19 protein-coding genes, 1 tRNA gene and 2 pseudogenes are annotated in these 21,543 nt (G+C 72.5%); 5 read left to right on the top strand and 17 right to left on the bottom strand.

Annotation, left to right across the window (positions count from 1 at the left end; genetic code table 11):
• Nucleotides 1-62: 62 nt before the first annotated feature.
• The 4 genes and pseudogenes from ACFWA7_RS16235 to ACFWA7_RS16220 form a co-directional block, all read right to left on the bottom strand.
• On the bottom strand, nucleotides 63-659 hold the full coding sequence (locus ACFWA7_RS16235; protein WP_385540000.1) for a lytic polysaccharide monooxygenase: 597 nt from the start codon (nucleotides 657-659) through the stop codon (nucleotides 63-65).
• Nucleotides 660-805: 146 nt separating this feature from the next.
• On the bottom strand, nucleotides 806-1,969 hold the full coding sequence (locus tag ACFWA7_RS16230) for an SPFH domain-containing protein (RefSeq protein ID WP_385823497.1): 1,164 nt from the start codon (nucleotides 1,967-1,969) through the stop codon (nucleotides 806-808).
• Between the two features lie 11 nt (nucleotides 1,970-1,980).
• Complete coding sequence (locus ACFWA7_RS16225; protein WP_385823506.1) at nucleotides 1,981-2,205, bottom strand: peptidoglycan-binding protein; 225 nt, start codon at nucleotides 2,203-2,205, stop codon at nucleotides 1,981-1,983.
• Nucleotides 2,206-2,649: 444 nt separating this feature from the next.
• Nucleotides 2,650-3,735: pseudogene (locus tag ACFWA7_RS16220) on the bottom strand (peptidoglycan-binding protein); the annotation flags it as partial.
• Nucleotides 3,736-3,928: 193 nt separating this feature from the next.
• On the opposite strand from ACFWA7_RS16220, the gene ACFWA7_RS16215 reads away from it, so the two are divergent.
• The 3 genes from ACFWA7_RS16215 to ACFWA7_RS16205 all read left to right on the top strand — a co-directional run bounded on the left by ACFWA7_RS16215 (nucleotide 3,929) and on the right by ACFWA7_RS16205 (nucleotide 8,450).
• Nucleotides 3,929-4,002, top strand: a tRNA-Lys gene (locus ACFWA7_RS16215).
• Nucleotides 4,003-4,506: 504 nt separating this feature from the next.
• Nucleotides 4,507-6,513, top strand: coding sequence for a glycosyltransferase family 2 protein (locus ACFWA7_RS16210; RefSeq protein ID WP_385539996.1), 2,007 nt, complete (start codon nucleotides 4,507-4,509; stop codon nucleotides 6,511-6,513).
• Nucleotides 6,510-8,450, top strand: coding sequence for a galactose oxidase-like domain-containing protein (locus ACFWA7_RS16205; RefSeq protein ID WP_385823495.1), 1,941 nt, complete (start codon nucleotides 6,510-6,512; stop codon nucleotides 8,448-8,450). Before ACFWA7_RS16210 ends, ACFWA7_RS16205 begins: the two co-directional genes overlap by 4 nt.
• A gap of 647 nt (nucleotides 8,451-9,097) precedes the next feature.
• Here the strand turns inward: ACFWA7_RS16205 and ACFWA7_RS16200 are convergent.
• From ACFWA7_RS16200 to ACFWA7_RS16170, 7 genes are all read right to left on the bottom strand, one after another.
• On the bottom strand, nucleotides 9,098-10,108 hold the full coding sequence (locus ACFWA7_RS16200; protein ID WP_385539992.1) for a glycoside hydrolase family 6 protein: 1,011 nt from the start codon (nucleotides 10,106-10,108) through the stop codon (nucleotides 9,098-9,100).
• 402 nt (nucleotides 10,109-10,510) lie between these two features.
• Nucleotides 10,511-11,191 (bottom strand): class F sortase, encoded by a 681-nt coding sequence (locus tag ACFWA7_RS16195; RefSeq protein ID WP_385539990.1) that lies wholly within the window; start codon nucleotides 11,189-11,191, stop codon nucleotides 10,511-10,513.
• 13 nt (nucleotides 11,192-11,204) lie between these two features.
• On the bottom strand, nucleotides 11,205-11,858 hold the full coding sequence (locus ACFWA7_RS16190) for a hypothetical protein (RefSeq protein WP_385823493.1): 654 nt from the start codon (nucleotides 11,856-11,858) through the stop codon (nucleotides 11,205-11,207).
• 85 nt (nucleotides 11,859-11,943) lie between these two features.
• Nucleotides 11,944-12,723, bottom strand: a complete 780-nt coding sequence (locus ACFWA7_RS16185) for an HAD-IIA family hydrolase (protein WP_385539987.1) — start codon at nucleotides 12,721-12,723, stop codon at nucleotides 11,944-11,946.
• A gap of 207 nt (nucleotides 12,724-12,930) precedes the next feature.
• Nucleotides 12,931-13,242, bottom strand: a complete 312-nt coding sequence (locus ACFWA7_RS16180; protein ID WP_385823504.1) for a zinc ribbon domain-containing protein — start codon at nucleotides 13,240-13,242, stop codon at nucleotides 12,931-12,933.
• Between the two features lie 349 nt (nucleotides 13,243-13,591).
• Nucleotides 13,592-14,389: a hypothetical protein gene (locus tag ACFWA7_RS16175; protein ID WP_385823491.1), complete on the bottom strand. Its 798-nt coding sequence runs from the start codon at nucleotides 14,387-14,389 to the stop codon at nucleotides 13,592-13,594.
• A gap of 281 nt (nucleotides 14,390-14,670) precedes the next feature.
• Complete coding sequence (locus tag ACFWA7_RS16170) at nucleotides 14,671-15,789, bottom strand: ROK family transcriptional regulator (protein WP_385539982.1); 1,119 nt, start codon at nucleotides 15,787-15,789, stop codon at nucleotides 14,671-14,673.
• Between the two features lie 56 nt (nucleotides 15,790-15,845).
• Between ACFWA7_RS16170 and ACFWA7_RS16165 the strand changes: the two genes are divergently transcribed.
• Nucleotides 15,846-16,931, top strand: coding sequence for a Gfo/Idh/MocA family oxidoreductase (locus tag ACFWA7_RS16165; RefSeq protein ID WP_385539980.1), 1,086 nt, complete (start codon nucleotides 15,846-15,848; stop codon nucleotides 16,929-16,931).
• Nucleotides 16,928-17,444: pseudogene (locus ACFWA7_RS16160) on the top strand (heme-degrading domain-containing protein). The gene ACFWA7_RS16165 and the pseudogene ACFWA7_RS16160 overlap by 4 nt, the downstream one beginning before the upstream one ends.
• Nucleotides 17,445-17,506: 62 nt before the next feature.
• Here ACFWA7_RS16160 and ACFWA7_RS16155 read toward each other — a convergent pair.
• From ACFWA7_RS16155 to ACFWA7_RS16130, 6 genes are all read right to left on the bottom strand, one after another.
• Nucleotides 17,507-17,752, bottom strand: coding sequence for a Uma2 family endonuclease (locus ACFWA7_RS16155; RefSeq protein WP_385823489.1), 246 nt, complete (start codon nucleotides 17,750-17,752; stop codon nucleotides 17,507-17,509).
• Complete coding sequence (locus tag ACFWA7_RS16150; protein ID WP_385539974.1) at nucleotides 17,737-18,063, bottom strand: hypothetical protein; 327 nt, start codon at nucleotides 18,061-18,063, stop codon at nucleotides 17,737-17,739. Before ACFWA7_RS16150 ends, ACFWA7_RS16155 begins: the two co-directional genes overlap by 16 nt.
• Nucleotides 18,064-18,085: 22 nt before the next feature.
• Nucleotides 18,086-18,943 (bottom strand): fumarylacetoacetate hydrolase family protein, encoded by an 858-nt coding sequence (locus ACFWA7_RS16145; protein WP_385823487.1) that lies wholly within the window; start codon nucleotides 18,941-18,943, stop codon nucleotides 18,086-18,088.
• A gap of 116 nt (nucleotides 18,944-19,059) precedes the next feature.
• Nucleotides 19,060-19,836, bottom strand: coding sequence for a YidC/Oxa1 family membrane protein insertase (locus tag ACFWA7_RS16140; RefSeq protein ID WP_385539971.1), 777 nt, complete (start codon nucleotides 19,834-19,836; stop codon nucleotides 19,060-19,062).
• 137 nt (nucleotides 19,837-19,973) lie between these two features.
• A complete protein-coding gene (locus tag ACFWA7_RS16135) occupies nucleotides 19,974-20,309 on the bottom strand; it encodes a DUF6412 domain-containing protein (protein ID WP_385540004.1) in 336 nt (111 codons plus the stop codon).
• Between the two features lie 220 nt (nucleotides 20,310-20,529).
• Nucleotides 20,530-21,336, bottom strand: a complete 807-nt coding sequence (locus ACFWA7_RS16130; protein WP_385823485.1) for a class E sortase — start codon at nucleotides 21,334-21,336, stop codon at nucleotides 20,530-20,532.
• Between the last annotated feature and the right edge of the window lie 207 nt (nucleotides 21,337-21,543).

Below are 21,543 nucleotides of genomic sequence, written 5' to 3'. Positions count from 1 at the left end.
CCCCAAGCCCGCCGGGCGGGCTCACTGCGAGCCCGCCCGGCGGTCTTGGTGTGCGGACCGTCCTAGAACTGGACGTCCGAGCAGGAGTAGAACGCGTTGCCCGTGTCCGCGACCGTCCACACGGCGAGGATCAGATGGCGGCCGGATCTGCCCGTGGGGACGGTGCCCTCGTGCGAGAGCGTGGGCGGCGGCTGCTTCCCGTAGAACGGGACGGTCAGGAAGGGCTGCGGGTCGAGCGCGGCCCGGGTGAGCTTTCTGCTCGGGTCCCAGCCCTGCTTGGTGAGGTAGTACCGGAAGTCGGTGGTGGCGTGCCTGGCCGTGAACTGCCAGCGGAAGGTGTACGTCTGACCTGCCGTCAGCCTGGTCGTGGGCCACCCGGTGCCGCCGCGCGGGTCGTCGAGCTGGGCGAACCGGCTGTTGCCGCCCGCGCAGAGCGTTCCGTCGGCGGGACCCGCGGCCGGGAAGCCCTTGGGACCCTCGACCGACTGCGGCTCCCAGATGATCTCGCCGCAGTTCTGGACCGTGCCGTTGGCGCACACCTTCTGGCGGCTGAGGGGCTGGTCGGTGTAGCCGTGGCCGTTCGCGCTCGACGTGACGAACAGGGAGGCACCCGCGGCCGCGAGCGCGACCACGGCCGCGCCCAGCTTCTTCTTTCGCATGCTGACGCTCCTGGAGAACGTGGGGGAGTTCTGGGGCCGTGGCGCACGCGTGCAATCTGGTCTGGACCAACTCACAGGCTATTCCCGCCAGTTGAGCATGTCCAGACCAATCGCCACGCGGCTTCGGCCCCGCCGCTCCCCCGCGTTCAGGCGCCCTCGGCCCCGCCGCTGCCCGTGTAGAACGCCACCGTCAGGTCCTTCACCAGCACCCTGCGCTCGTAGTCGTCCAGCTCGACCAGACCGCGCGAGGTGAGCCTGGCGACCGTGTCGTCGACCGCGTCCACCACCGAGCTCAGCACCGCGTCCCGGTGCCGGGCGTCGATCGCCGCGATCCGCCGCCGCCGCATCGCCGCCGCGACCTCGGGCGCGTACTCGATCCGGACGGGCTGGGCCGCGTACACCTCGATCCCCACCGGCTCCGCCTCCGCCTTCAGCAGCCGGGTCAGCGCGTCCCCGACGGCCTCCGCGTCGCGCAGGGTCGGGGCGTCCTCGTGGAAAGCGTCGGCCGGGAGCTGCGAGAGGACCCGGGCCATCGCCGCCTCCACCTGGTCGCGCAGATAGACCACAGGGTCCTCGACGGCCAGGGCCGCCCGCGCGGTGTCCTTGACCCGCCACACCACGAGCACCACGGCCAGCAGCGCCGTGCCGTCCGCGTCGACCGCGGGCATCGGCTCGCTGCGCCAGTGCCTCAGCCGTACGTCGACCCGGCGGCGCAGCAGCAGCGGGTTCATCCACACCAGCCCCGTGCGCCGCACGCTCCCCCGGTAGTCGCCGCAGAGCGAGAGCACCCAGGCGCACCCGACCCGGCCGCGCCCGAGCCCGCCGAAGCAGACCACCGCGAGGGCCGTGCCGAGCACGAGCAGCGCCCGGCGCGCGGGCCCCATGGCGCCGGGCCCACCGGCGTACGTATACGAAGGCAGCAGCGCGTCCGCCACCGCCGCCGGGAGCAGCCCGGCCGACCAGACCACCACCGCGCACCCCGTGAGCGCGGCCAGCCCCGCCGCGACCGCCACCGCCCCCGGCACCACGGGCCCGGCCCGCTCCACGAGTTCAGGGTCGCCGGGCGTGGCGGGCCGCACCGGCGCCCGTACCGGCGCCCGTACCGGCAGTGCCGCGCGCCGGGCCGGGGCGGCGCGGGCCGGCTTGGGCCCCGGCTGCGGCACCACGGGAGTGGGCACGGTGTCGTCCCGGAACAGCAGGTGCACCGGGATCTCGGCGGTGGACTCGCCCCTGATCACCGCGACCCGGCGGGCGCCGGGAGCGGGCACCCCCTCCTCGGGGGTGGGCGTGGGATCCGTTGTCGTCTGCATCGACGCCTCCGTCATGATGGGGGTCTCCCCTGCTCGAACGGAGTCGGGAGGTTGAGGAAGAGCCGCCGCCAGGTCTCGGGGCCGGGGTAGCCGTCGGCCGCGCCGCCGCGCCAGCCCTGGGCGCGCTGGAACGCCTCGACGTTGCGCCGGTCGGCCTCGCTCCAGCGCGGGCCGGGACCGGAGGTGTAGTACCGCCCGAACCCCTTCCGCAGGAGCTGCCGCCCGAGCTCGGTCACGTACGTACTGGACTGCCCGGGCCGGAAGTACCCCCGGCCGGGATAGACGGGCACCCGCCCCCAGCCCGCCTGACCGCCAACGGTCGGCCCGGCGGGAGCACCCAGCGGGCCGGGCGCGCCCTGCACCGGGGGTGCGGAGGTCTGGGTCACGGGGGCCGGGGCCGCAGGGGGTTGAGCCACCGGAGACGGGGCCACCGGAGCCGGGGCCGCAGGGGGTTGAGCCGCCGGAGGCGGAGCCACCGGAGGCAGGGCCACCGGAGCCGGGGCCGCAGGGGGTTGAACCACCGGAGACGGGGCCACCGGAGACGGCGGCGCAGAAGGCTGAGCCACCGGAGACGGGGCCACCGGAGGTTGAGCCGCGGGCACCTGCGTCGTAGGCACCTGCGCCTCCGCCGGCTGAGCATCCGGCGGCTGGGGCGGGGTGGTCGCCACCGCCGCCGTCAGACCCCCCGTCACTCCGCCCGCCGCCGGGATGTCCTTGCCCGCGCCCCGGACCAGCAGCCTCCACGTCTGGGCGCCCGGCAGGCCGTCGGCGCTGGTGCCGGTCCAGCCCTGGGCGCGCTGGAAGGCCTGGGTGGCCCTGCGGTCCGCGTCGCCCCAGCGCGGGCCGGGGCCCCGGGCGTAGAAGCGCTTGCCGCCGCGCGCCACCAGCATCTGGCCGAGGCGGGTGACGTACGCGTTGTTGGCGCCGGGCCCGAAGGCGCCCGCGCCCGGGAAGTCCACGGCGAGCGCCGCCGGGGCGGCCTGCTCCACGACGGGGCCGCCGGCGCCGGTGCCGACGCCCTTGTAGCGGTAGGGCAGATAACGGCTGGAATTGGTCCAGTACCCGTACGGCGTCGCCTGCTTCCGGGCGAGCGGGGGCGTCTGCTCGTACGCGATGTAGTAGGTGTGCGTGTAGTCCGTCCAGCCGCCGAAGATCACGACGTGCGAGCCCTTGGTCGGGTTGTCGGGGTTGTGGAAGAGCAGCATGTCGCCGGGCTGGAGCTCCTCCTTGGTGATCCGCACCGCGAAGTTGCCCAGGCTGCCGGTCCACTCGTTGGTGCCGAGGTTCCAGGCCATCGAGACGAACCCGGAGCAGTCCTGCCGGTACCCGTCCGACCAGTACTTCTCCATGCTGTACGGGACCTGCGCGGTCACCCATTTCTTCGCCCGGTTGATGATCTCGGCCCGGTTCATCGGCTGGAGCCTGCGCGGCGGCAGCCCGTCGGGCCGCACGGCGGTGCTGCCGTGCAGCGCGCCGGTGGGCCCCTGTTCGGTCGCGGGCCCGGCGTCGAGGCCGACGGGGTCGCCTCCCGCGGCGGCCCGGTCGTGGCCGGTACCCGGCCCCGGCTGCCGCACGGTGGCGGCCGCGGTCCCGGCGCCGAGGACCACGCCCGCGGCGGTCGCGAGCACCAGCACGCGACGGGCGCCGTGGGCGGCCGGGTGGCCCCCGGCGCGCAGCGGCAGGGCAGCCGTCCGCCGCCGGTCCGCGCACCCGGCGCACCCGCACTCGCCCGCCGGCTCGTACTCCTCGAACACCGGCACCGTCATGGGCGTCACCTGCCGCTCTCGGCGATCTTGTGGTCTTTGAAGATCTTTTCTGCGCTTGTGCACGGGCCACAGCTTTCCAACCGTCCACATACATCGCATTGTGACGGATCAAAACGGATGAAACGAACATCTCACCGCGTGGCGCTGGTCAGAACCACCCGTCCGAGTCCGGTAGAGTTCTTGATGTCGGCAGGCGCCGCTAGCTCAGTTGGTTAGAGCAGCTGACTCTTAATCAGCGGGTCCGGGGTTCGAGTCCCTGGCGGCGCACAGACAGCCACAGCCCCTTCACCATTGGTGAGGGGGCTGCGGTCGTTCCCGGGCGTGCGCCAGCGCCTCCCGCGCCGTGCAGCGCGTGGTACTGCCACGGGAGCTCCATCCGGAATCCGCACGCCCTGCACAAGCGCCCCGTAAAGCCCGCCTATGACCGGTAAACACCTCGTTTCACCCTTGCGATCAAGCCGCCGGGCGTAGAAACCTGGCTGAGGGCCATCGGTTCCAAGGGGGTGTGCGGCTCCATGAATTGGAGGCCGCGCGTACGGTTCGGAGGGGAATGTCCCGGTTGCTCGGACCTCGGGGTGGGGGCCCCGTTCATGAATCGGTGCCGATGAAGGCATCATGCAACCGGAAGGGCCACCTCCCATGTCTGGATCAAGGGGTGCGGCCCGCCCCTTGACCGACCATCAGTACGTCCGCGCGGTCGAGGGGGACAGACGCGGACGACGGAACAACGACACACACGCAAGCTGACCTTTGCGTGCGGGGGGATGACTCATGACGTCGACGCCGACCGGCGCCCGGCACCACGACGACCCGTCCCAGACCACTCAGCTCCGGCTCCCGCCGCATCTGCGGCCCGGGGCCGGGCAGCGGCTGAAGAAGTCGCTGCCGCGCTACGACTACGAGCACTACAGCAGGCTGGCCGGCCCGCTCACCCAGCCGGACCCGGCCAAGCCGTACCGCGTGGGCTACCGGTCGCTGCTCTCGCAGGAGCCGCACCGGATACGCGCGGCCCTGCTGCTCGGCGCGGCCCCGCTGGTCTCGCTCGGTCTGTTCGCCTGGCTGATGCAGCCCGAGCACTGGACCAAGCGCGACCACGCCTCGCAGTCCCTGCTGGTCCTGGACATCGTCATGCTGGTCTCGATCGGCCTGATCGAGCTCTTCCGGACGATGAACGTGCTCTCCAACGCGCACGCCACGCTGGTCGCGCGCGACCCGATCCCCGTGGTGCCCGAGACCGGCACCAAGGTCGCCTTTCTCACCTCCTTCGTGCCCGGCAAGGAGCCGCTGGAGATGGTGACCAGGACCCTGGAGGCCGCGGTCCGCATCCGCCACCGCGGCCTGATGCACGTCTGGCTGCTCGACGAGGGCGACGACCCGGCGGTCAAGGAGGTGTGCGCGCGCCTGGGCGTGCACCACTTCTCCCGCAAGGGCGTCGCGCGCTGGAACCAGCCCAAGGGCCCGCACCGCGCCAAGACCAAGCACGGCAACTACAACGCCTGGCTGGAGGCGCACGGCGGCGACTACGACTTCTTCGCCTCGGTCGACACCGACCACGTGCCGCTGCCCAACTACCTGGAGCGGATGCTCGGCTACTTCCGCGACCCGGACATCGGCTTCGTCATCGGCCCGCAGGTCTACGGCAACTACGACACCTTCGTCACCAAGGCCGCCGAGTCCCAGCAGTTCCTCTTCCACGCGCTGATCCAGCGGGCCGGCAACAAGTACGGCGCGCCCATGTTCGTCGGCACCAGCAACGCCGTGCGGATCAGCGCGCTGAAGCAGATCGGCGGTCTGTACGACTCGATCACCGAGGACATGGCGACCGGCTTCGAGATGCACCGCCACGCGAACCCGGCGACGGGCAACAAGTGGCGCTCGGTCTACACCCCGGACGTGCTGGCCGTCGGCGAGGGCCCGACCGCCTGGACCGACTTCTTCACCCAGCAGCTGCGCTGGTCCAGAGGGACGTACGAGACGATCCTCAAGCAGTACTGGAAGGGCATAGGCACCCTGCCCTTCGGCAAGCTCTTCAACTACACGATGATGATCATCTTCTATCCGATGTCGGCCCTCAACTGGATCCTGGCGGCGCTCAGTTGCGCCCTGTTCCTCGGGCTCGGCGCCTCCGGCGTGCAGATCGACCCGGTCGTGTGGATGATGCTCTACGGCAACGCCTCGGCGCTCCAGGTCGGGCTCTACATCTGGAACCGGCGCCACAACGTCTCGCCGCACGAGCCGGAGGGCTCCGGCGGGATCGCCGGCATGGTGATGTCGGCGCTCTCCGCGCCCATCTACGCCCGCTCGCTGATGGACGCCGTACTGCGCCGCAAGAGCTCCTTCGTGGTGACCCCGAAGGGCGACTCGTCCAGCCCGGACACCCTCTTCGGCACCTTCCGCATCCACCTGTTCTTCATCGCCCTGTTCGGCGGCTCGCTCGTCTCGTCGTTCTTCAACGGCCACAGCCACCCCGCGATGGTCACCTGGGCCACCCTGGCCATGCTGATCACGGCCGCGCCGATCATCGGCTGGCGGTGGACCGTACGGGCGGAGAAGAAGAAGCGCGGCAAGCGCAGGCGCTCCGGCCCGCCGGCCGCCCCGCAGCAGGCCCCGCACCAGGCCCCGCAGCAGGCCCCACATCAGCAGGAACGCCCCCAGTGGGTGCCGGGGCCGCCGCAGGCCGGGCCCCAGCAGCCCGGCGCCGCGCAGCCCGGCGCCCAGGAGAGCGGCGAGCCCGCCGACCAGACCGCACAGATCGCCCTTGGGGGACGTAACCCATGAGATACCGTCCGACCCGCCGTACCCGCCGCTGGGCGATCGGTACGGCGGTGGTCGTCGCGCTCGCGGGCGCCAACGGGCCCTGGCTGTACCGGTTCTCCTCGGACCAGTACCACGACTACAAGATCAACCAGCCCGGGTACAAGGCGGACAACGGCCACTGGGACATGGTCGCCATGCCCAAGGAGTTCCGGCTCAACACGATCCACGCGGCGCTGCTGCACACCGGCAAGGTGCTGCTGGTCGCCGGGTCGGGCAACAACGCCAAGAACTTCGACGCGAAGAAGTTCGACACGGTGCTGTGGGACCCGGAGAAGAACACCTTCAAGAAGATCCCCACGCCCAACGACCTGTTCTGCACCGGCCACACCCAGCTGGCCGACGGCAAACTGCTGATCGCGGGCGGCACCAAGCGGTACGAGAAGCTCAAGGGCGACGTCACCAAGGCCGGCGGCCTGATGATCGTCCACAACGAGGACCCGGACAAGCCGATCACGCTGCCCGCGGGCACCCGGTTCACCGGCAAGTCCAACGGCAAGACGTTCGTCTCCAAGGACCCGGTGCTCGTCCAGCGCGCCAAGAAGGTCTTCGACAAGAAGACCGGCAGGTTCCTGCGCACCGAGGCCGGGCTCGGGCGGATCTACGTCGAGGCCGAGGAGTCCGGCACCGAGCACGAGACCGGCACCGAGGACAACTACCGCGTCCAGGGCCTCAACGGCTCCGACACCCGCAACGTCTACGGCATCGCGCAGAAGCTCGCCCTGGACAAGAAGGACTTCCAGGGGATCAGGGACGCGTACGAGTTCGACCCGGTGGCCGAGCGGTACATCACCGTCGACCCGATGAACGAGGCCCGCTGGTACCCGACGCTGACGACGCTCGCCGACGGCAAGGTCCTCGCGCTCTCGGGGCTCGACGACATCGGGCAGCTGGTGCCGGGCAAGAACGAGGTGTACGACCCGAAGACGAAGAAGTGGACGTACGCCAAGGGGACCATGCAGTTCCCGACCTACCCGGCGGTGTTCCTGCTCCAGAACAGCAAGCTGTTCTACTCGGGGTCCAACGCGGGGTACGGGCCGGACAACGTCGGCCGTGACCCGGGCATCTGGGACTTCGCCAGCAACAAGTTCACCAAGATCCCCGGGCTGAGCGACCCGGGTGAGATGGAGACGTCCGGGACGGTGCTCATGCCTCCCGCCCAGGACGAGAAGTACATGGTGATCGGCGGCGGCGGGGTCGGTGAGTCGGCCAAGTCGTCGAAGAAGACGCGCATCGTGGACCTCAAGGACCCCAACCCGTCCTTCAAGGACGGCCCTTCGCTCGCCGAGGGGACGCGGTACCCGATGACGTCCGTACTGCCCGACGACACCATGCTCATCAGCGGCGGCTCCACGGACTACCGGGGCCGGGGCGGCTCCAACCTCCACCAGGCGCGGATCTACGACGCGAAGACGGGCACCCTGCGGCGGGTCGCGGACCCGGAGGTCGGCCGCAACTACCACTCAGGGTCGATCCTGCTGCCCGACGGGCGGGTCGTCACGTTCGGCGGGGACTCGCTCTACGCGGACAAGGACGACACCAAGCCGGGCGTGTTCGAGCAGCGCATCGAGATCTACACGCCGCCGTACCTGTACAAGGGCGACGGCAAGCGGCCCGACCTCGGCGAGGGCCCCAAGTCCCTGGCGCGGGGCGGCAGCGGGGTCCACAAGTCGAAGGACGCGGCGGCCGTGAAGACGGCCCGGCTGATCCGCCCGAGCGCGACCACGCACGTCACGGACATCGACCAGCGCTCGATCGCGCTGGACGTCGCCAAGACGGCGGACGGCGTCCAGGTCACGGTCCCCAAGAACCGCAACCTGGTCCCGCCGGGGTGGTACATGCTCTTTGTGACGGACGCAGCGGGGGTGCCGTCGAAGGCGGTGTGGGTGGAGGTGCCGTAGGGGGCTGCGCCCCCGGAGGGGTGTTCGCCTGCGGGTCCGGTGGGTGGTTGAGGTGGGTTTCCCGGGGGCTGGGCCCCCGGACCCCGTTCGTCCGCGGGCCGTCGGTGGCTGGCCACGCCCACGCGGCGGAGCCGCGCAATGGCACAGCCCCGCGCCGCTGGAGACCGGCAACTCCGGCCCCTGCGGCGCGGCAAGGGGCAGGGCCCGAGCATTGGGCCCCTCGGGCGCGCAAGGTGCAGGGCCCGCGCATTCGGCCCGTCCGGCGTCTCAGGAGCGGGGGCCGCGCATTCGGCCCCTCCGGCGTCTCAGGAGCGGGGGCCGCGCATTCAGCCCGTCCGGCGTCTCAGGAGCGGGGGCCGGGGCGGAGCCCCGAAGCGGGGTGCAGGGGGCGCAGGCCCCGCAAGCGGGCGCAGGGGCGCAGCCCCGCAAAGGGGTGCAGGGGCGCAGCCCCGCAAGCAGGCGCAGGGGCGCAGCCCCGCAAAGGGGTGCAGGGGGCGCAGGCCCCGCAAGCAGGCACAGGGGCGCAGCCCCGCAAAGGGGTGCAGGGGCGCAGCCCCGCTACGGGGTCCGGGGGCGCAGCCCCCGGGAAACCCACCTCAACCACCCACCCACCCCCGGAGGGTCTAGGTGAAGGGGCGGGGTGGGGCCTACCCCTTGTTCGCCGCCAGGCCCAGCGCGTACTCCGCCCACCACTCCCCCGCCTTGGGCCCCCCCTTGCAGTCCCCGTCCGACTCGCCGGGGCGCTTCACCCACACGTACGCGTCGATCAGCCCGTCCCCCGTCCGCGTCGTCGGGCGTTCGCCCAGCGCGCGGCCCGGCGGGTTGCACCAGGTCTCCTTGGGATCGCCGCCCGTGTAGGGGCCGTTCCCGTTGCGGCTCGTGTCGATCACGAAGTGCTTGCCCGACAGCTTCGCGGAGAGCTGGCGGCCGAAGTCCTTGCTGGCGGCGGTCGTCTGGAAGTTGGAGACGTTGACGGCGAAGCCGTCGGCCTCGTCGACGCCCGCCCGCCGCAGCGGCTCGTCCAGCGCGTCCGGCCGCTGCCAGCCCGCGTTGCCCGCGTCCACGTACACCTTCACTCCGGGCTGCCGCTTCAGCCGCTCGACCGCCTTCTTCAGCAGGTCGTAGCGCTCCTCCGCGAACTGCTGCGGCGTGCACCCGTCGACCAGGTGCAGCACCGCGTCCGGCTCCAGGACCACCGTGGCGCCCCGGTCCCCGATCCCCTTGGCCACCTTGTCGACCCACGTCCGGTACGCGTCGCCGTCCGCCGCGCCGCCCTTGGAGAACTGGCCGCAGTCGCGGTGCGGGATGTTGTAGAGCACGAGCAGCGCCGTGCGGTCGGCCTTCGCCGCCGCCTCGGTGAAGCCCTTCGCCTCCGACTCCGGGTTCTCCGGGCCGATCCACTCGCCGACCGGCTGCTCCGCGATCTTCGCGATCAGCGCGGCCTTGGAGTCGTCACCGCTCTTGCGGTACTCGGCGGCCTGCCGTGAGGCGTTGCCGTCCGGATTGACCCAGAAAGGGTCGGTGCCCTTCGGCTGCTGCGCCACTTCGGGCTTCTTCTCGCCGTCCGAGGAGGACGAACAGGACGTCAGCAACAGCACCGTACCCACGGCGCCCACAGCCACCCCGACCGCGCCCGTCCGCGCACCACTCCGGAACATCCGACCCCCCTCAACCGCACTTTCCCGGACGCTTCCCCCGATCCATCGTGGCACACCCGCGCACACCCCCACGATCCCGTTCCCACCGGGCGCGTACGGAAGGCGACTTGGCGTTATCCGGCCCTAGGCCGAAAGCGCACGGCGGTTCTACAGTGGTCGCATCGGCCCAGCCCGCGGCCGCATTTCGACGTCGGTCCACCGAACCTCCCGCGCAGGTGCCGGGCTTCTCCCGCAGCCCGTGCGCCCGCGGTCGAGGACCAGCCCGGCCGGCGGCTCCGGGGGGAGCGGGCCGTCGGCCGGGCCAGGTACGAAGGGGCGCCCGCCGTGCGCTCAGGACCTGCCATGCGCTCAGGACCTGCCATGCGCTCAGGACCTGTCATGCGCTCAGGGCCCGCCGTGCGCTCAGGACCTGGCCGCCGCCGCGGGCCGTACGTCCGTCAGATAGGCCGACACCACCACGTTCGCCGTGTACGTACGCGCCTTGCGGTCGTAGGTGCCCCCGCAGGTGATCAGCCGCAGCTCCGCGCGCCCCGCCTCGCGCGGCCCGTACACCTTGTGCGCGTCGAACCGGTCCCGCCCGAAGACCTGCACGTCGTCGATGGTGAACTCGGCGACCGACCCGTCCGTCCTGGTCACCCGCACCTTCTGGCCGGGCCGGGTGGCGCTCAGGCCGTAGAAGACGGCGGGCTTGCTCTCGGTGTCGACGTGACCGACGAGCAGCGCCGCGCCCGGTCCGCCGGGCTGGGCCCCGGCGCCGAACCAGCCGACCGTGCCCGGCCGGTCGTACGGCGGCGGATCGACCGCACCCGAGGTGTCGAGGCCACGCGGCACGACGGGCGCGGTCACGCCTATGGAAGGGATCTCGACACGCTGCGGCGGCGCCGCCTTCACCGGGTCGTGCGCGGGCGGCAGGGGTACGCCCAGCGGGCGCCCCACGGCCGCCACGTCACCCGTGGTGGGCGCCGAGCTGCTGCCGGGGCCGTCGGTGGCCTCGCGGCCCCACAGCCACAGGCCGAGCAGCAGGACCGCCCACGCCACCCCGGTCAGCAGCCGTCCGGTGCCGGACGTGTGCTCGGAGGACATCGCCTCGGCCTGCTCAGTCGCTGCGGCGCCGGCGCCGCACGCTGCGGCCCGCCACCGCGACCGCCGCCACGGCCGCCAGGGCCAGGCCGATCACGGCGTGCCGGGTGCCCGGGCCCTGCTCGGTGGCCTGCCGGTCCGCGAGCTGCGCGGCGCCGCCGCCGCCCGCGTGGACGGGAGCGTGCGGGGTGGCGTGGTGGTCGGGGTGCTCGTCCGGGTGCTGGTTGCCGTCCTGGTGGCCGTCCTGATTACCGTCCTGGTGGCCGTCCTGGTGGCCGTCCTGGTGGCCGTCCTGGTGGCCGTCCTGGTGGCCGGAGCCGCCGTGGACGACCGTCACGCGGCCGGAGGCCTGGCCCGAACTGTCCTTGCAGTTCACCCAGATGTCGTAGCTGCGCGCCTGGGCGTCCGAGCGGATGCGGGCCTGCGCGAAGAGGCCCCCGTCCGCCGCCGGCGCGAACTGCGCCTGCGAGACGAAGGCCTCCGAGGTCCCGACGGCCTGCCGGCCTCTGCACACGCTGACCCGCAGGTCCACCTCACCGCCCGGGGCGGTCGTGGACGGCGTCACCGTCAGTGAACCGTGCGAATCGGACTCCGCCGTGGCGGCTGCCACGGGCATCAGGGCGGTGGCGGCTGCCACGGCCGCACAGAGAGTGACCTGTCGAAAGCGCATCGTGAACCTCCTGTACAGAAGATTCACGCGCCTGGGGCCGTTCCGCATCCCGGGCGCGCCATCCGGTGGGCCCGGGAAGGGACGCTCAGATCAGCTTCACCAGGTCAGCGATGGAGTCGACGGTCTTGGACGGACGGAACGGGAAGTTCTCGACGTCGTCGGGCCGGGTCAGCCCGGTCAGCACCAGGAAGGTCTGCATCCCCGCCTCAAGCCCCGCGAGGACATCCGTGTCCATCCGGTCGCCGATCATGGCGCTGGTCTCCGAGTGCGCCCCGATCGCGTTCAGCCCGGTCCGCATCATCAGGGGGTTGGGCTTGCCCGCGAAGTACGGCTTCTTGCCGGTCGCCTTGGTGATCAGCGCGGCGACCGCGCCGGTCGCGGGCAGCGGGCCCTCGGCGGAAGGACCGGTCTCGTCCGGGTTGGTGCAGATGAACCGCGCCCCGCCGTTGATCAGCCGGATCGCCTTGGTGAGCGCCTCGAAGCTGTACGTGCGGGTCTCGCCCAGGACCACGTAGTCCGGCTCGTGGTCGGTCAGGATGTACCCGATGTCGTGCAGCGCGGTGGTGAGTCCCGCCTCCCCGATCACGTACGCCGTACCGCCGGGCCGCTGGTCGTCCAGGAACTTGGCGGTGGCGAGCGCCGACGTCCAGATGTTCTCGACCGGCACGTGCAGGCCCATACGGGCGAGGCGGGCCTGGAGGTCGCGGGGGGTGTAGATGGAGTTGTTGGTGAGGACCAGGAAGGGCTTGCCCGACTCCTTCAGGCCCGTGAGGAAGGCGTCCGCACCCGGGATCGGCGTGCCCTCGTGAATGAGGACCCCGTCCATGTCGGTGAGCCAGGATTCGATCGGCTTGCGCTCTGCCATGGGGCGGACTCTCCTGCGGTGTGCGCTGTGTGAGCGGTGAGCTGGGGACACGCCGGTGGCACCGCGCTGTGCGTCGCCGACAGCTCCAAGCCTAGTCGGCATGTACTGATCTCGAACCGGGTCGGTCGCCCAGAACCATTGACTTCCCCACTCACCCATGGCGAGTGGGGACACGCCGCGAACAAGGTCGAGCGTCGGCGCGCTGGTTCACGCGCGAACGCCTGCCACCGAGGTGCCGTGGCGACTCGGCCCCGTGCGGGCCCTGCGCGTGCTCTTGACAACCGTGCCGCCTGCCCGGCGGGCACGGGCCTCGATCTCAACCGAGGCAGCTTTGTCGGCATGGCCGGTAAATCCGCAGTGCACACACGCCATCTTCCGGCCGCAGCCGACGCGGTTCTCAGGGTCCCGCACACCGCGTGCCGGACACGTCGGCGAAGTGCCGTCCGCAGGCACCACACGCAGCTCAGAACCGTACTGGCGGGTCGTGTACCCAAGCCGGCGACGCCGCTCCCCGGGCATATTGACCGCTTCGTCCGGGGTGAACTCGCTGTCCAGGCGCGGCACTCGGGCCACGGCGACGTACGTGCACGTGCTCTCCAGCCCCATGCGCTCGTCGTCCGCGAGCAGCGCGCGCTCCGGGATGCCCGCCGCTCCCGCCCCCACCCGCCGCCGCTGTGGGCATGCGTGCCGCCCCTGTGGGCTGCCGCCCGCCTCCCTCCCCCGCCGCTGCGGGCCATCGTGCCGCTCAGGGCTGGGGGTCCCCTGCTCCTTAAGCCTTGGGGGAGGGTGGACAGGCGGCCTTCCCCGTCCCGCCGGGCTGCGCAACGCCCTGCCCGCGCCCCCGGCCCCGCCGCACTCCGCCAACCCCTCAGCGCCGCCGCAACCGCCACACCCCCGCGACCAGCGCCGCGCCCCCAAGGACCAGCGCACCGGCGACAAGCGGGGTGAACGGCGAACCCGGCCCCGTGTCCGCCAGCTCCGGCGGCCCCGCGAGCAGCGCCTCCGGCGGCCCCGCGAGCTGCGGCTCCGACGGCCCCGCGCGCTGCGGCTCCGACGTCTCGGGGCCGATGCCGAACCGGTAGCCCCCCGACTCCCCGACCCACTCCCCGTCGTCCCCCCGCCGCTGTACGACCGCCGCGTTCGCCGTGACCTCGTTCGGCCGGGTGTCGGCCGTGAACCCGAGCCGGACCTTCACGGTGACGGTCTCCCCCGCGCCGATCACGAACCCGGGGAACCCGTCGTCGAACACCCCGATGTGCTCGTCCGCGTCGGTCCGCTCGAACGGAACGGGGCGCGGGCGCCCGCCGCCGCCCGCCGCGTCGAAGAACTCCAGCTTGGCCTGGGAGTCCTTGAGCGTCCGGTCCCGGTCGACGAGTACGACCACGGGGTGGATGTTGCGGCAGGTGTGCGCGGTGGTGTTGGTGAGGTCGACGTACCAGAACTGCGCGCCCCCGCCGGGGCGGTACTCGGCCGGCCCGCCGTGGATCCGCGTGTCCACGGGGAAGTCGGCACCGGTCCGGTCCCCGCAGACGGGCTGGTTGGCGATGGAGAGCGGCGCGTGCCCCTGCCGCCCGCGCGGCTCGTTCTCGTCGGCCGCCGCACCCGACGTCCCGGTCAGCGCCGCGGCCGCGGTCACTGAGATGGCGAGGGCGTTGCGCAGTCTCATGAGGGCCCCTTGCTGCTCGCGGGCGTACGTACTCCGGGACCCTGCCACGCGGACGCGCCGGACCGACGCAAGCGCACCCCGCCACGCCGCGCGAGCGGGCGAAGTCCGCCCGATCAGCCCAATATCGGCAAGTACGACTGATGGCGGTCCGGCAGGCCGCCGGCAGGCCGGGCCGCCGAGGTGACACCGGTCGGCAGCCCGCCCGTCGCCCCGGGGCCGCCGAGCCGTGACGGCCGGGCGGGCAGCCGAGCCGTGACGGCCGGGCGGACAACCAAGCTCCCTCAGCCCCGCTCGCCGCCCCAGGCGCCCGCGCCCGCGCCCGCACCCCCACGTCCGAACACCGGCCCCAGAATCAACCGAGCCGCCCCCTCCGCCACCGCGTGCGGCCCGCCCGACGCCACCGACACCGGGATCGCCCGAGCGTCCCCGCCCCGGCGGGCCCGCTCCTCCAGGACCGCGCGTACTCCCCGTACGAACCCGTCCTGTGCGCCCATGACCGTACGGCCGCCGAGCAGTACGCGGTCGATGTCGAGAAGGCCGACGAGGTTCGCGGCGCCGACGCCCAGGAAGCGGGCGGCGGCCGCGATGTCGCCGCGGGCCACCGACGACAGGCACAGCGCCTCGATGCAGCCACGCGCGCCGCATTCGCAGGCGGGGCCGCCGAGCAGGATCGTCTGGTGGCCGAACTCGCCCGCGCCGGTGCGCGAGCCGCGCAGCAGCGTGCCGCCCAGGACGAGGCCCGCGCCCAGGCCCGTACCGAGGTGGAGGTAGGCGAAGGAGTCGGCCGGGCCGCGCAGGGCCAGGCCCAGGGCGGCGGCGTTGGTGTCCTTGTCGAGGACGACCGGCAGGCCCAGGCGCGCGGCGAGCGCGTCGCGCAGCGGGAAGCCGTTCCACTGCGGGAAGCCGGTGATCCGGTGGAGCACCCCGGTGTGGTGGTCGAGCGGGCCGGGGCTGGCCACGCCGACGCCGAGTATCGGGCGCCCGCCGATCAGCGACTCGGCCTGCTCGGCGGCGGCCCCCACCACCGTGTCGTGGCCCGCGCCGAGGTCGAGCGGCACGGTACGGACGCCGACGAGCGTGCCCGCCAGGTCGACCAGGACCGTGGTGAGCTCGTCGCGGTCGAGGTGCAGCCCTATGGCGTGCACGGCGGACGGCACCAGCTTGAGCACCGTGCGCGGCTTGCCGCCGGTCGAGGCGCGGCGGCCCGCCTCGGTCGCCGTCCCCTCCGCCCGCAGCCGCGCGGTGATCTTGCTGACGGCCTGCGGGGTGAGCCCGGTCCGCTCGGCGAGCTCCAGTCTGCTGATCCCGGCGTCCCCGGCCGTACGCAGCAGATCGAGCACCAGCGCGGCGTTGTGGCTGCGCAGGGCCGGCAGGTTGGCTCCCGAGTTACTCCTGTTCACCTCTCCATTCTCTCCTGCGCTTGCACTTTGGCAACAGCGTTGCTTAAGTGGGGTCCATGAACGCTCGTACGGACACTGACCTCCGCGTCGGACTCGTGGGCTACGGCCTGGCGGGATCCGTCTTCCACGCCCCGCTGATCGCCGCGGCCGAGGGGCTCACCCTCGACACGGTCGTCACGTCCAGCCCCGAGCGCCGCGAGCAGGCCCGCGCCGAGCACGGCGACGGACTGCGGTTCGCCGCCTCCCCCGACGAGCTCTTCGACGCCGGTCTCGACCTCGTCGTGATCGCCTCCCCGAACAAGACGCACGTGCCGATCGCCACCGGCGCCCTCAAGGCCGGGATCCCGGTCGTCGTCGACAAGCCGCTCGCGGGCACGGCCGCCGAGGCGCGCGGCCTCGCCGCCCTCGCCGAGGAGCGCGGCCTGCTGCTCTCGGTCTTCCAGAACCGCCGCTGGGACAACGACTTCCTGACCCTGCGCGCACTCATGGCGTCCGGCGAGCTCGGTGAGATCCAGCGCTTCGAGTCCCGCTTCGAGCGCTGGCGCCCGCAGCCCAAGGGCGGCTGGCGCGAATCGGGCGACCCGGCGGAGATCGGCGGCCTGCTGTACGACCTGGGCAGCCACCTCGTCGACCAGGCCCTGGTCCTGTTCGGCCCGGCGCTGCGGGTGTACGCGGAAGCCGACGTACGCCGTCCCGGCGCCCAGACCGACGACGACACCTTCATCGCGATCACCCACGCGGGCGGCGTGCGCTCGCACCTCCACGTGAGCGCGACGACGGCCCAACTGGGCCCCCGCTTCCGGGTCCTTGGCTCCGCCGCGGGCTACGTCAAGTACGGCCTCGACCCCCAGGAGTCCGCCCTGCGCGAGGGCAGGCGGCCGGGTGACGGCGAGCCGTGGGGCCTGGAGCCGGAGGGGATGTGGGGCCGCGTCGGCTCCGGGGAGTCCCCGCTGACCGGCGGCGGCAGCCCCGCGCCGACCCTGCCGGGCGACTACCCCGCGTACTACACGGCGATCGCCGCCGCCCTGCGCGAGGGCGGCGAGCCGCCGGTCACCGCGCACGAGGCCGCGGCGGCCCTCGACGTCCTGGAGGCGGCGCGCAGGTCCGCGCGCGAGGGCGTGACGGTGGAGGTGGCGCTGTGACGACCCCGTCCCCGTCCTTCACGCCGTCCGTCACGCCGTCCGTCACGCCGTCCTTCACCGTGGCCGAACTGGAGGCGCAGGAGGCCGAGCTGGAGCTGGCGCGCTTCACGTACGAGGACGCGTGGGCGCTCGGCACGCTCCTGCGGGAGCTGGCGGTGGCCCGCCGCGCCCCGGTGACGATCGACATCCACCGCGGCGCCCAGCAGCTCTTCCGCTGCGCCCTGCCGGGCTCGACCCCGGACAACGACGCCTGGGTCGCAAGCGCCGGGTCACCGAGCGGTACGCGGCCGGCTCGTACCTGGTAGGCGCCCGCTTCCGCGCCAAGGACACCACCTTCGAGGCCTCCTCCCCCGCCTCGACCCCGACACGTACGCGGCCCACGGCGGCTCGTTCCCCTTGCGGGTGACGGACGCGGGCGTCATCGGCACGGTGACGGTCTCGGGCCTGCCCCAGGTGGAGGACCATGCGCTGGTGGTGGAGGGGTTGCGGGCGTTCAAGGGGCGGGTGGGTTAGAGGGGGGTACGGGGGCGGGTGACCCGGCCCCGTAGTCCTCGCGGCCGTCCTCGGCTGAGCCGTCAGGCGAGCTCGGAGGTGTCCAGGTCGAAGCTGAAGGGGGCGGGGAGGGCGAGTTCGGCGCCGAAGGTGGCCGTCGACTCGTGTCGGTAGTGGCCGTTCTGCGGATCCCAGTGCACGACCACCTCGCCACGATGGCGGTCGACGAGCAGATAGACCGGCAGCGCCGCCTGGGCATACGCATCGCGTTTGTCGACCCGGTCCACCTCGGCATCGCCCTCCCGCCCGGACGTCACCTCGACGACCATGAGCACTCCTGCGGAGTCCGACCAGGACGGCTGACCCCGGAAGTACCCGACCGGGGCGACCGCACCGTCGACACGGGCCGGCCGGCGCGGTTCGCGGGCACGGCCAGCCCTCGCCCCTGGTACATCCACAGCGAGGTCTCACGCGCCTGAATCTGGCGCCCGATCCCCACGACGTTCTCATCGTGGTCACCGTCCGGAGCCGGAGTCACCAGGATCGTCCCGTCGATCAGCTCGACGTGAAAACCTTCCGGCGCCGCAGCGTCGAAGGCTTCGAACTCTTCAAGCGTCACTTCGGACCACGCAACGGCCACGGCGCCCCCTTCGAACTTCAGCCTAGGCGTCCTTCAGCTCCTGCCGCTGCCTTCCCAATCCCTCGACCTCCAGTTCTACAACATCCCCCGCCCTCAGATACGGCTTCGGCTCCGGCCGCCCCATCGCGACCCCCGCCGGGGTGCCGGTGTTGATGACGTCGCCGGGGTAGAGCGTCATGAACTGGCTCACGTAGCGGACGACCTCCGCGACCGGGAAGATCTGGTCGGCCGTGGAGCCGTTCTGCTTCAGCTCGCCGTTCACCCACAGCCGCAGGGACAGCGCCTGCGGGTCCGGGACCTCGTCGCGGGTGACCAGCCAGGGGCCCAGCGGGTTGAACGTCTCGCAGTTCTTGCCCTTGTCCCAGGTGCCGCCGCGCTCGATCTGGAACTCGCGCTCGGACACGTCGTGCGCCACCGCGTACCCCGCGACGTACGCCAGCGGGTCCTCGTCGTCGGCCACATAGCGGGCCGTGCGCCCGATGACGATCGCGAGCTCGACCTCCCAGTCGGTCTTCACCGACTTGCGGGGCACCAGGACCGTGTCGTTGGGGCCGACAACCGTGTCCGCCGCCTTGAAGAAGACGACGGGCTCGGCCGGGATCGCCGCCCCCGTCTCGGTGGCGTGGTCGTGGTAGTTCAGCCCGATGCAGACGACCTTGCCGATCCGGGCGACCGGCGGGCCGACGCGCTGCCCGGCCGCGTCGAGCGCGGGCAGCACACCGGTGTCGGCCGCGGCCCGTATCCGGTCCAGGGCGTACTCGTCGGCGAGCAGGTCGCCGTCGATGTCCGGCACGAGGCCGGACAGGTCCCGCAGGGTCCCGTCGGCGGCGAGCAACGCGGGGCGCTCATTGCCCGCCATGCCTACGCGCAGCAGCTTCATGGTCAGTCTCCCTAGGTCGAGCCTGGCCCGGCCGATGGGTCGCGGCCATCGGAAGGATCGTTCGATCCTCCAAGGTCAACGTCCACTCTGCAAGACCCTGTTCACACACCGGACTCCTACGCGGTGGTAACCACGGGGGCCACAGCCGCCGCCTCCCGGTACAGATACGCCCGCTCCAGCGCCGACCACGTAGTGCTCGTCACCACGTACAGCGCGGCCGCCAGCGGCACCACCGCCACCGTGATCAGCGTGCCGAACGACATCAGCGGCATGAACTTCGTCATCGCGCCCAGGCCCGGGACCCCCTCCTGCTGGTCCGCCGGGACCAGCGGCTGCGTGGCGAGCTGTCGCTTCGTACGCCCGTAGTTGAAGGTGGCGACCCCGGCGACGAAGACGAAGAGGCCGAGGTAGACCAGGCCCTGCCCGCCTATGAGCCCGCCGTGCCCGAGCGCGTCCGCCCAGCGGCCGCGCAGCGGGGCGGAGAGCAGGGTGTGGTCGAGCAGCGTGGTGTGTCCGCCGCCCAAGCCGGAGTCCGAGAACAGCTGGTAGAGGAGGAAGAACGCGGGCAGCTGGAGCAGGCTCGGCAGACAGCCGGAGAACGGCGAGACCTTCTCCGCGGCGTGCAGCTCGGCGACCGCCTTGCGCAGCCGCTCGGGGTCCTTGCGGTGTTTCTTGCGGAGCTCGGCCAGCTGCGGCTGGAGCTTGGCGCGGGCCTGCTGGCCCTTGGCCGCCTGCCGGGACAGCGGGTGCACGGCGAGCCGTACGAGCATCGTGAACAGCACGATCGCGGCGGCGGCCGCGGAGCCGTGGAAGAGCGGCTGGACCAGGTCGGCGAGGCGCTCGACCAGGCTGGCGAATACGTCGAATACGTCGAATGCATCGGATACGGACATGGAAGCCTCCGGAGTCACGTCTGGGGGCGCGCGGTACGGCGCTGCGCTTCAAGGCGCAGGGCATACGTGCGTACGCGCGCGGGACAGAGCGGCGTGACGGCCCGGCGGAGGGCTGAGAGGGGAGAAGTGGTGCAGCCCTACGCGGCCGTCATGGCGAGGCGGCCGGGGGCTCGGGGCCTGGGCCGCCCGGAGGCGTCGGGATCGCGCTGCGGCAGGAAGGCGGTGCGCCGCTCGCGGTCCCGTATCGCGGTGCGTATGCGCGTACGCGGCACCTTGGGCACCGAGCGGGAGGCGAGCAGCGCGCAGACGGCGAGCGCGGAGCCGGCCGCGGCGGTGGCGGCCAGGGCGACCGCGCCGGAGAGCGTGCCGCCCTCCAGGAGCAGGAGCTCGGAGAGGAGGAAGAAGAGCAGCCCGAAGGAGAAGCGTCCGGAGAGACGCGAGGGCAGGCGTGAGGACGACCACGGCGACGCCATGCGGTTGCCGGTCATGCTTCCCCCCTCATCCAAGCCTCTGGGCGTCCACCCGAGCATGTGTCTCCCGAGCACGTGTCCACTTCTGACTCTTCTGACGTTATACACGACGGCTCGGACAATCGGACCGGGACCGCCGGTCGGAGGCGCGGCCATGGGGTCGGTCGGGCTCGGCCCGTCGCGGTGACTCAGCGCGATCGCAGGGACCACGCGGCCGCACGGACTAACGGGGCCGCATCGAAGCGAGCCTCCCCCACACCACGAGCCGGTACCGGGAGGTGAACTCGGGGGTGCAGGTGGTGAGGGTGATGTAGTAGCCGCGCTCGCCGTATCCGTACTTCGTACGGACATCACTGCGCGGCACGGGCGCGATCACCCCGCTGTCCCGGGCGGAGGTCCGGGGAAGCGTCCTGTCCACCAGATAGGTGAAAACGGCGTCCCGCGTCTCGACGACGAGGCGGTCCCCGGGCCGGAGCCGGTTGATGTAACGGAACGGCTCGCCATGGGTGTTGCGGTGCCCGGCGAGCGCGAAGTTCCCGGCCTGCCCGGGCTGCGCGGTCCCGGAGTAGTGCCCCGCGTACCCCTTGTCGAGGACCTCGTGCTTGCTGATCCCCTCGGCGACGGGGGCGGTGACGCCGAGGGAGGGGAGGCGGAGGACGGCGTAGGCGCGGTGGGTGGCGGCGGGGGGTTCGGGGGCGGCCGGGAGCGAGGAGGTCGGGGCGCTGGGGGTGGCGGGCCCGACGGCACCCACGGGCGCGGCCCCCACGGGCGCGGCGCCCACTTCGGAGCCGCGCTCCTGCACCCGGCCTCCCCACTCCCGCTCCAGCGTCCGTACGGTCTGCCGGGCCTCGTGCCGGGCCTCGCGGTTGGTCCACCACATCTGATGGGCGACGAGCAGGAGGAGGACGAGCCCGAGCGTGACGACGGCTTCGGCGCCGGCCCAGAGAGTGCGGCCGAGGGGGCGGAGGGTGGGGCGCGCGGGTACGGGGTGCGCAGGGACGGGGCGCGCGGGTACCGGGTGCGCAGGCACGGGGCACGCGGGTACCGGGTGCGCAGGCACGGGGCACGCGGGTACCGGGTGCGCAGGCACGGGGCACGCGGGTACCGGGCGCGCAGGTAGCGATGCACGCCCTGCACGTACGGACCGGCCGGCGCGCGCCAGAACCGCCCGCCAGCGCGAGCGCCCCTGCACCACCACCGGGATCCGCACGCGCGCACCATAAGGGCTGCCCCGTCA

Source organism: Streptomyces sp. NPDC059994 (assembly GCF_042737755.1).
Taxonomy (GTDB): Bacteria; Actinomycetota; Actinomycetes; order Streptomycetales; family Streptomycetaceae; genus Streptomyces.
The sequence above is the reverse complement of the archived record's forward strand: the minus strand, read 5'-3'. Positions and strand labels throughout refer to the sequence as shown.

Coding starts and splice junctions, on each gene's coding strand:
- ACFWA7_RS16235 (WP_385540000.1), bottom strand. CDS start 659: ATGCGAAAGAAGAAGCTGGGCGCGGCCGTGGTCGCGCTCGCGGCCGCG.
- ACFWA7_RS16230 (WP_385823497.1), bottom strand. CDS start 1,969: ATGCAGACGACAACGGATCCCACGCCCACCCCCGAGGAGGGGGTGCCC.
- ACFWA7_RS16210 (WP_385539996.1), top strand. CDS start 4,507: ATGACGTCGACGCCGACCGGCGCCCGGCACCACGACGACCCGTCCCAG.
- ACFWA7_RS16205 (WP_385823495.1), top strand. CDS start 6,510: ATGAGATACCGTCCGACCCGCCGTACCCGCCGCTGGGCGATCGGTACG.
- ACFWA7_RS16200 (WP_385539992.1), bottom strand. CDS start 10,108: ATGTTCCGGAGTGGTGCGCGGACGGGCGCGGTCGGGGTGGCTGTGGGC.
- ACFWA7_RS16195 (WP_385539990.1), bottom strand. CDS start 11,191: ATGTCCTCCGAGCACACGTCCGGCACCGGACGGCTGCTGACCGGGGTG.
- ACFWA7_RS16190 (WP_385823493.1), bottom strand. CDS start 11,858: ATGCGCTTTCGACAGGTCACTCTCTGTGCGGCCGTGGCAGCCGCCACC.
- ACFWA7_RS16185 (WP_385539987.1), bottom strand. CDS start 12,723: ATGGCAGAGCGCAAGCCGATCGAATCCTGGCTCACCGACATGGACGGG.
- ACFWA7_RS16180 (WP_385823504.1), bottom strand. CDS start 13,242: ATGCCCGGGGAGCGGCGTCGCCGGCTTGGGTACACGACCCGCCAGTAC.
- ACFWA7_RS16175 (WP_385823491.1), bottom strand. CDS start 14,389: ATGAGACTGCGCAACGCCCTCGCCATCTCAGTGACCGCGGCCGCGGCG.
- ACFWA7_RS16165 (WP_385539980.1), top strand. CDS start 15,846: ATGAACGCTCGTACGGACACTGACCTCCGCGTCGGACTCGTGGGCTAC.
- ACFWA7_RS16155 (WP_385823489.1), bottom strand. CDS start 17,752: ATGGTCGTCGAGGTGACGTCCGGGCGGGAGGGCGATGCCGAGGTGGAC.
- ACFWA7_RS16145 (WP_385823487.1), bottom strand. CDS start 18,943: ATGAAGCTGCTGCGCGTAGGCATGGCGGGCAATGAGCGCCCCGCGTTG.
- ACFWA7_RS16140 (WP_385539971.1), bottom strand. CDS start 19,836: ATGTCCGTATCCGATGCATTCGACGTATTCGACGTATTCGCCAGCCTG.
- ACFWA7_RS16135 (WP_385540004.1), bottom strand. CDS start 20,309: ATGGCGTCGCCGTGGTCGTCCTCACGCCTGCCCTCGCGTCTCTCCGGA.